This is a genomic window from Siphonobacter sp. BAB-5385 (genome assembly GCF_002261125.1).
GTDB lineage: Bacteria > Bacteroidota > Bacteroidia > Cytophagales > Spirosomataceae > Siphonobacter.
On record NZ_NMPS01000185.1, the window covers coordinates 1 to 7,875 of the forward strand.

At 48.9% G+C, this 7,875-nt stretch carries 6 protein-coding genes and 1 pseudogene; 5 read left to right on the forward strand and 2 right to left on the reverse strand.

The annotated features are described in order from the left end of the window. Positions 1-174: 174 nt before the first annotated feature. Complete coding sequence (locus BWI93_RS18240) at positions 175-1,074, reverse strand: RluA family pseudouridine synthase (protein ID WP_094813900.1); 900 nt, start codon at positions 1,072-1,074, stop codon at positions 175-177. Positions 1,075-1,283: 209 nt separating this feature from the next. On the opposite strand from BWI93_RS18240, the gene BWI93_RS18245 reads away from it, so the two are divergent. From BWI93_RS18245 to BWI93_RS18255, 3 genes are all read left to right on the forward strand, one after another. Next, positions 1,284-1,835, forward strand: coding sequence for a glutathione peroxidase (locus BWI93_RS18245; RefSeq protein WP_094813908.1), 552 nt, complete (start codon positions 1,284-1,286; stop codon positions 1,833-1,835). Positions 1,836-1,992: 157 nt separating this feature from the next. After that, positions 1,993-2,886, forward strand: coding sequence for a 1,4-dihydroxy-2-naphthoate polyprenyltransferase (locus tag BWI93_RS18250; protein WP_094813902.1), 894 nt, complete (start codon positions 1,993-1,995; stop codon positions 2,884-2,886). Positions 2,887-3,057: 171 nt separating this feature from the next. Continuing rightward, positions 3,058-4,383, forward strand: a complete 1,326-nt coding sequence (locus BWI93_RS18255) for a tetratricopeptide repeat protein (RefSeq protein ID WP_094813904.1) — start codon at positions 3,058-3,060, stop codon at positions 4,381-4,383. 84 nt (positions 4,384-4,467) lie between these two features. Here BWI93_RS18255 and BWI93_RS18260 read toward each other — a convergent pair whose 3' ends face one another. Further along, positions 4,468-5,241 carry an AMP nucleosidase gene (locus BWI93_RS18260; protein WP_094813906.1) on the reverse strand — a complete coding sequence of 258 codons (774 nt, stop codon included), beginning with the start codon at positions 5,239-5,241 and terminating at the stop codon, positions 4,468-4,470. Positions 5,242-5,405: 164 nt separating this feature from the next. Here BWI93_RS18260 and BWI93_RS18265 point away from each other — a divergent pair, with 164 nt between their 5' ends. Together BWI93_RS18265 and BWI93_RS18270 are read left to right on the forward strand one after the other, a co-directional pair. Continuing rightward, a complete protein-coding gene (locus BWI93_RS18265; RefSeq protein ID WP_255157946.1) occupies positions 5,406-5,816 on the forward strand; it encodes a type I restriction enzyme HsdR N-terminal domain-containing protein in 411 nt (136 codons plus the stop codon). 189 nt (positions 5,817-6,005) lie between these two features. Beyond that, positions 6,006-7,491: pseudogene (locus tag BWI93_RS18270) on the forward strand (TonB-dependent receptor). The last annotated feature ends 384 nt before the right edge of the window (positions 7,492-7,875 follow it).

The window sequence follows — 7,875 nt, forward strand, 5'->3', positions numbered from 1 at the left end:
CGCTACGGACTTTTTAGTTGGTAGGCTGTGCCTACCGGGCTGTACCGAGTTCTCCGCATTACGGGGCTATGCACATTGAACCCCTCCGGGGTTGACCTTGACTGAATAGAGAAGCCACTGGTAATGTAGCCCTCGTACAAGTATTTGTAACAGTCCCGACGATTGTCAAAAGCCCTACTTCACCACATCCAGAAACTTCCGCGGAATGGCCGTTTCAAAACGAAGTTGCTCGCCCGTAACCGGATGCTGAAAGGCTAGTACCCAGGCGTGTAGGCCCAGTCGATGGATCGGATCGTGTCTTGACTCGTACTTTTTGTCGCCAACGATTGGGTGACCAATACTCTGGAGGTGTACACGAATCTGGTTCTTGCGACCCGTTTCCAGTTGTACTTTCAAGAGGGAAAAACGAGCGTTTTTCTGCAGAGTTTCGTAATGCGTCACGGCCGTTTGACCGCGTTCCGGATTTTGGGTCACGTACACCATCATGGACTTTTCACTTTCCACCAGATTGGTATTAATGACACCCGCCGACTGACGCAGTACTCCCGCCACCAGAGCCAGATAAATTCGTTCTTTCGTGGTAGACTGCCAGGATTCCTGTACTTTCTTCTGAATGGCTTCACTCTTGGCGAACATCATCAGGCCTGAGGTTTCACGGTCCAGGCGGTGAATGATGAAAATCTTGTTGCCGGGCTTCTTGGCTTTTACGTGCTCGCTCAGTAAGTGGTAGGCCGTACGGCGTTTTTCCTTCTCCGTCGCCATGGAAAGTAGGCCGGCTTCTTTCTCAATGACGATCAGGTGTTCGTCTTCGAAAACGATTTTCAGACCGTCATACTTTCGCTCTTCGGGAGCTTTGGCCCAGCGGACTTTTACTTCCTGTCCCGGTTGTAAAACGTAGTTGTACTGAAACGTAACTTTCCCATCTACCAGTACCTGCTTGTCCCGCAACAGGGACTTGACGTTATTGCGATTCTTGGAAGGAAACTGCTTCAGTAGGAACGTCATCAGTTCTGCCGGCTCAGCAACAGCAAAGCGGGTATCTTCTTTCTTTTCGTATGGATTTTTCTTCTGCATGAATTCGAATTCTCAAAAAACGAGCAACAAAGGTAAGAAGAAAGAACCGCCTGCGTTTCAGCAGCGAAGCACTGAACTTCTTGTATATTGCACAGAATTGGCTGACTCGCCGATTTGGCCAGTGAGGCAACCTTATGGATAAACTTTTCGTTTACTAGTCGAACTAATCAAACTCCTTATCGCATTTGATCATGGTAAAACTCATGCTTATGTTAGGAACCTTACTAACGGGCTTATTTGCCGATAAAAACGAGGCAGTGACCCGTCCGGAAAACATGGTGCCGGCTAAACAAACCCTGTACGATTTCAAGGTGAAGTCACTGGATGGCAAAGAAGTAGACTTGTCTAAGTACAAAGGCAAGAAAGTGATCATTCTGAATACGGCTTCCAAATGTGGCTTTACGCCGCAGTACGCCGATTGGGAAAAATTCTACGAAGCCAACAAAGGTAAGGTAGAGGTACTCGGTTTCCCTTCCAATGATTTTGGTGGTCAGGAACCCGGTTCTGAAGAGGAAATTGGAGCTTTCTGCCAGAAAAACTATGGCGTAACGTTCCCCATGTTCTCCAAAGTAGCCACGAAAGGGGCCGAACAGGCTCCGCTGTACAAATGGTTGTCTACGAAAGACCTGAACGGCTGGAACGATAAAGTGCCGACCTGGAATTTCTGCAAGTACGTTATCAACGAAAAAGGCGAACTAACGCACTTCTTTGCTTCCAAAGTGAAACCCGATAGTCCGGAGTTTCTGGAAGCGATCAAGTAATCATTGCTTTGAACGAACGTTCTGCCGCTGCCAGCTCTTTTGCTGGCAGCACGCATTTTGGGCAAGTCCGGTGAACGCTTACTTTTGTATCCCCTTTGTTTCCTGAACACCAACAGAGCGTCCATACCGAGACACTTTTATTAAACTCCGCAAGCATATGCGTTCCTGGATTTCGGCAGCCCGCCCCCGTACCCTGCCTCTGTCCCTTTCCTGCATCCTGATGGGCAGTTTTCTGGCCGCCGCTCAGGGTGGTTTTCGCTGGTCCGTTTTTGGTCTGGCCGTCCTGACGACCGTTCTGTTGCAGGTACTTTCCAATTTTGCTAACGATTACGGAGACAGCGTTTCGGGTCTCGACAACGATGAGCGAAAAGTAGCTACGCGGGCCGTACAAACCGGTGCCATCACCAAAGAACAGATGCGTACGGCCATCCTTTCTTTTTCGGTACTGACGCTAGCGTCGGGCCTATGGCTGCTGTATATCGCCCTCGAAGGCGGTACGGGCCAGGAATTCTGGTACTTTCTGGGCCTGGGCATTCTCTGCATCATTGCGGCCATTACGTACACGGTTGGAAAACGACCGTACGGGTATGCCGGTCTGGGTGATTTGTCGGTACTGATGTTTTTTGGTTGGGTAGGTGTGCTGGGTACGTACTACCTGCATACCCGTTCGCTCGACTGGAGTATTCTGCTGCCCGCCACTAGTTGCGGCGTATTTGCGGTAGGTGTACTGAATATTAATAATATCCGGGACCTGGATAACGACCGTCGAAACGGAAAAAATTCGATTCCTGTCCGGCTGGGAGCCGCTCGGGCGAAAACCTATCACTGGCTGTTGCTAAGTACAGGACTGGTATGTGCGGCGGCCTATGTCATTCTGGAGCATCCCAACTGGAGCAGTTACCTGTTTCTGCTCACACTTCCGCTATTCTGGAAAATAGCCAGTGGCGTACAGAAAGGACAACGACCCGAAGAAATTGATCCGTATCTGAAACGAATGTCGCTTTCTACGCTTTTGTTTGTCATTCTCTTCGGAATCGGGCAGTTGCTTTAATGTCTAAAGATGGCTGGAAGCAAGCTGAGCAGGGGTTGAGTAAAAGGCGTTGTAAAATGGTTTGCTTCCTTTTTTTCATCCGAAGAATATACCTTTGTATACCCATACCAAAACAGTCAGCACTACCTAGCTAATGAAGATACCTATAGCGTACACATTTAAATCTGCTTGATGAAAAGACATTTCCTTGCTATTCTTCTGACGCTTTTCTGGGCGTCAGAACTGCAAGCCCAAACCCCGACCGAGTTTTTCAGTCGCGGGTTGCAAAAGAGTAAAACGAATGATTACAAAGGTGCCCTGGCGGATTTTAGTCAGGTCATCAGTATGACGCCCGAAAACCCGCAGGCGTACTATAATCGAGGCTTGTGCAAAGCCCTGCTGGACGATCATCCGGGAGCCATTCAGGATTATGATCGGGCCATTTCCCTGAAAGCTAATTATTACGACGCTTTGTTGGCTCGGGGTGATAGTCGTTACAAACAAAATGAATATCAGGCGGCTCTCAATGATCTCAACAAAGCTGTAGAAATGGATGCGACGGATAGCCGGGCGTACCTCAACCGGGGTATGATTCGGAGTAAGCTGGAGTACTACCAGGCAGCGATTCAGGACTTTACGAACGTAATTGAACTGCAACCGGAAAACATTCAGGCTTATTATGCTCGCGGCTTGTGCAAAAACAGGCTGGGTGAATATCAGGCAGCCTTGAAAGATTTAACCCACGTAAGTCAGCTCAATTCGCGACTGCCGCAGGTATACCTGGCCCGGGCCTTTACCTATACCAAACTTTCGAACCCTAAAGCTGCCGTGGCCGACTATAATACGGCCATTACCCTGGATCCCGAAAACGTGGATTCGTATTGCCAACGTGGTTTCGGGAAGTATCAGGTATATGATTACAAAGGAGCCCTGGCTGATTTTGAAAAAGCCCTATCGATGGATGCGGAAAATGCGATGGCGTTTTACGGCCGGGGGCTGGCCAAAACCCGGACCGGAGCTTCGAAAGAGGCCATCGAGGATTTGACCCGGGCCATTGAAGTAGATAATGTGCTAGAAGCTAAACCCGTATACGGAGGAGCGATTTCCAAGAACGTGCTGGATAACCTGCGGAATGCTATCGTGGATAACAGTCGGATGCAGGAATTTTCGAACGAACGGGCTGAAGCGTACGAAGTGCGGGGAATGAGCAAGTACAAAATGGGCGACGCCCGAGCCGCTATTCTGGACTTATCGAAAGCGATTGAATTGAATCCGATTTATCCGGAAGCGTACTTTCACCGGGCCTTGGCTCGCTCAGCTATGAATGAACAAGCAGGGGCCATCCAGGATTGTTCCAATGCCATCCGTTTCAATGCCGCTTATGCCGAGGCGTATTACCTGCGGGGCCTGATTCGGCACAGCCAGGGTGATGAAAGCAAGGGATGTATGGATTTAAGCCGGGCCAGTGAACTAGGCTACAAAGCCGCGGCTCCCGCTCGCAAGCAATACTGCAAATAGCAAACCGGTTAAAACAGAAAGTCGCAGGTAGACCCCGGATATGATTCGGGACTTACCTGCGACTTTTTACTTTTTAATAAGCGACTACTCAAACCGTAAGTGTTTCACGGAACCACCTGACTGAGCCAGTTCTTCCAGCGAATCAATGCCAATTTGCAGGTGCTTTTCGACGAACTGAGACGTTACCTTCTTATCGCTTTCTTCCGTTTTAACGCCCTCGGGAATCATGGGGTTATCGGATACGAGTAGTAAGGCTCCGTGAGGAATCTGATTAACGAAACCTACTGCGAAAATCGTAGCCGTTTCCATGTCTACGGCCATCGCACGGGTCTGTCGGAGGTACTCTTTGAATTTTTCGTCGTGTTCCCAGACCCGACGGTTGGTCGTATATACGGTGCCTGTCCAGTAATCCATCCCGTTCTTCACAATCATGGATGATACGGCCCGTTGTAACCGGAAGGAGGGGAGAGCCGGAATTTCGGGGGGCATGTAGTCATTACTCGTACCTTCGCCACGAATGGCGGCAATGGGCAATACCAGGTCACCTAATTGCGTATGTTTCTTAAGGCCGCCACATTTTCCCAGGAAAAGTACGGCTTTGGGATGAATCGCCGAAAGTAAATCCATGATGGTTGCCGCTACCGGGCTACCCATACCGAAGTTAATGATAGTAATTTGGCCCGCCGAAGCCGTTTGCATGGCTTTGCCAACCCCACGGATTTCTACGCCGTAGCGTTCCGCGAACATTTCAACGTAATTGTGGAAATTAGTTAGTAGAATATACGGACGAAATTCTTCTAAGGGAGTTCCTGTATAACGAGGCAGCCAGTTGCCGACAATTTCTTCTTTCGTTTTCATAAGCTATAATGAGTCAATCGGACAAGTATAAGTCATACGATTGATTGGGGTATTAAGAAATAGTAAAATTTGGCAAAAGTACTAAAAAAATCTGAATCTGTTAAATTATTCAAGTCGATTATGGTTAACTTGAACTTGCCCGCCTACGAATATCAGCTTCGGGAGTGGGAAGGGCTGACGCAGATTTTCTGTGGATTGCGGAAAAATGGCTGGTACTGACGCCCGAAGAATGGGTGCGTCAGCATTTTGTGGCCTTGCTCGTCGGGACGTACGCGTACCCGAAAAGTTTATTGAAAATTGAAGGTGGCCTGAGTGTATACAAGACCGCCAAGCGTTCCGATCTGGTGATGTACGACCGGGATGGTCTGCCTTTTTTACTCGTAGAATGCAAAGCTCCGGAAGTGAAAATCACCACTCCCGTGCTGGAACAGGCCCTGCGGTACAATCACGTCATCAAGGCTCCTTATGTAGCCCTGAGTAACGGCATGGAACATTTCGTATTTCAACTGGATCCGGCAGGGAAGTTGAGTCGCCTGACGGATTTGCCCACGTTCGGGAAAAAGGATACGGACTGAACCTTTGCAGGAAAGTATGGTACTTTAAGCATACCTGTGCAGAGGACCGGCAACGTATCTATACTGTTTAGCAAGAATACGTTTTTATTATTGACAGGTTAAAGCCTCAGGGCCTAACTTAGTTGCTGAAACAAACGACAACGAGTTTTGCGAGTACCCCATACCCGCAGGAATCTATCGGTTTTGATTATGCCATCATCAACGTACGAATATTTAGGTACCAAGCAAAAAGCTCTTAAAATCAACCTCGACAAGCGAATTTATGGTTCGTACGCCGAGATTGGAGCTGGACAGGAAGTCGCCGCGAATTTCTTTAAGGCCGGTGGTGCTTCGGGTACGATTGCCAAAACGATGTCGGCCTACGATATGACCTTTTCCAACGCCATTTATGGCTGGAAGAAAGTGGCCGGTACGTCGTCGAAAGCCGACTCATGAAAATGCTTCGGCACGAATACGATCTGCTGATCGAACGATTGGATCAAAAGCGGGGAGCAGACACCTGCTTTTTTTCGTTTGCTGATACGGTAGTCGCGTTGAATTACCACAAGACCAACGAGTCGCACGGCTGGGTTGGCTTACGGTTTCAGCTCTCGCCGCAGTCGGAGCCCAATGATGTGATTATTCACGTTCGGATGCTCGACAACGACGCTATTCTGCAACAGCAGGCATTGGGTATCATCGGGGTAAACCTGATTTACGGGTGTTATTACTACCACCAGATGCCCGAAATTCTGCTACGTTCGCTCATGGATGACCTGACGACCGAACGGATTGAAATTGACATGATCCGCTTCAACGGCCCGGATTTTAAGAAAGTCGATAACCGGTTGATGAGTCTGTATCTGGTGAAAAATGGTTTTACCAACGCGGCACTTTTTGGACCGAACGGACAAAACCTGCAACCGGCCGATACGCTATATAAAAAGCATATTGCGGTAATTCGGGGACGGTTTCGGCCCTTTGCATTGGTGCATCAGGATATGTTACAGAACGGCGTAGCCAGTTTCTGGAAGACCCCGAAGTAGATCCTAACCGGGTGGTCGTACTAACGGAGCTAACCCTGCAAAACCTGCGGGACGGTGACGATATCAACGAAAAAGACTTCCTGGACCGGGTTGACATTCTGGGGAAACTGGGCCTGACGGTCATGGTTTCCAACTATACCGAATATTACAAGCTGATTTCCTATTTGGCGAAGCTGACCAAGCTGAAAATCGGTCTGATTATGGGTATACCCAACCTGGAATTCATCTTCGACGAACAGCATTACGCCAACCTGCCGGGGGGAATTCTGGAAGCCTTTGCGACGCTCTTTAGCCGGAAAGTCAAGTTGTACGTGTATCCGGCCTTGCGGCCCGACGGCACGCTGGCCAACTGCTTCAAATTTCAGTTGCCCTTCCAGCTCCGGGATTTATTCAGTTATCTGATTTCCAATAATAAAATTGAAGACATTCGAAGCTTCAACAAACTCAACCTACACATTCAGTCTGATCGCGTACTATCGATGATCAAGGCTGCCGAAGAGGGTTGGGAACAGTACGTACCCACTGAAGTTGCGGCGATGATCAAAGATAAATGCCTGTTTGGTTTCCCATGCGTCGTGTACCCGAAAGAGGAAGAACCCGTGGAGAGTGCCAACACCTTTTTCACTTCGGAAAAAGAAGATACGCAATAAGGTAGTTTTCCTACAAAGCGAGAAGGCCGGAAGTCAAACTTCCGGGCCTTCTCGCTTTGTAATCATTTAATTATGTCGCTTTAAATAGACCGGGTTCGGTACTCCTTCCTAGCTGGCTAGTAGCCTATAAGCATTCCATGCCGGGCCATTCCACGCCTAACGATAGCTTGCTACGGGTCACTGCGTTGCAGCTATCGCAGATCGTTCAGTTGCCCCTATGGAATGGCTCAATGGCGGGAGAGTTTTCCTCCGCTAACATAGTTGTTGGTTATTATCGAATTGGTATCGTCGACGGCATAAACCCGAACCCCGTCCTATCGCGATAAGCCACCTACTTCCTCAGCAATGCGATGGCCTGGAGCAAGAGGAAGTGAGTGGCGTTCG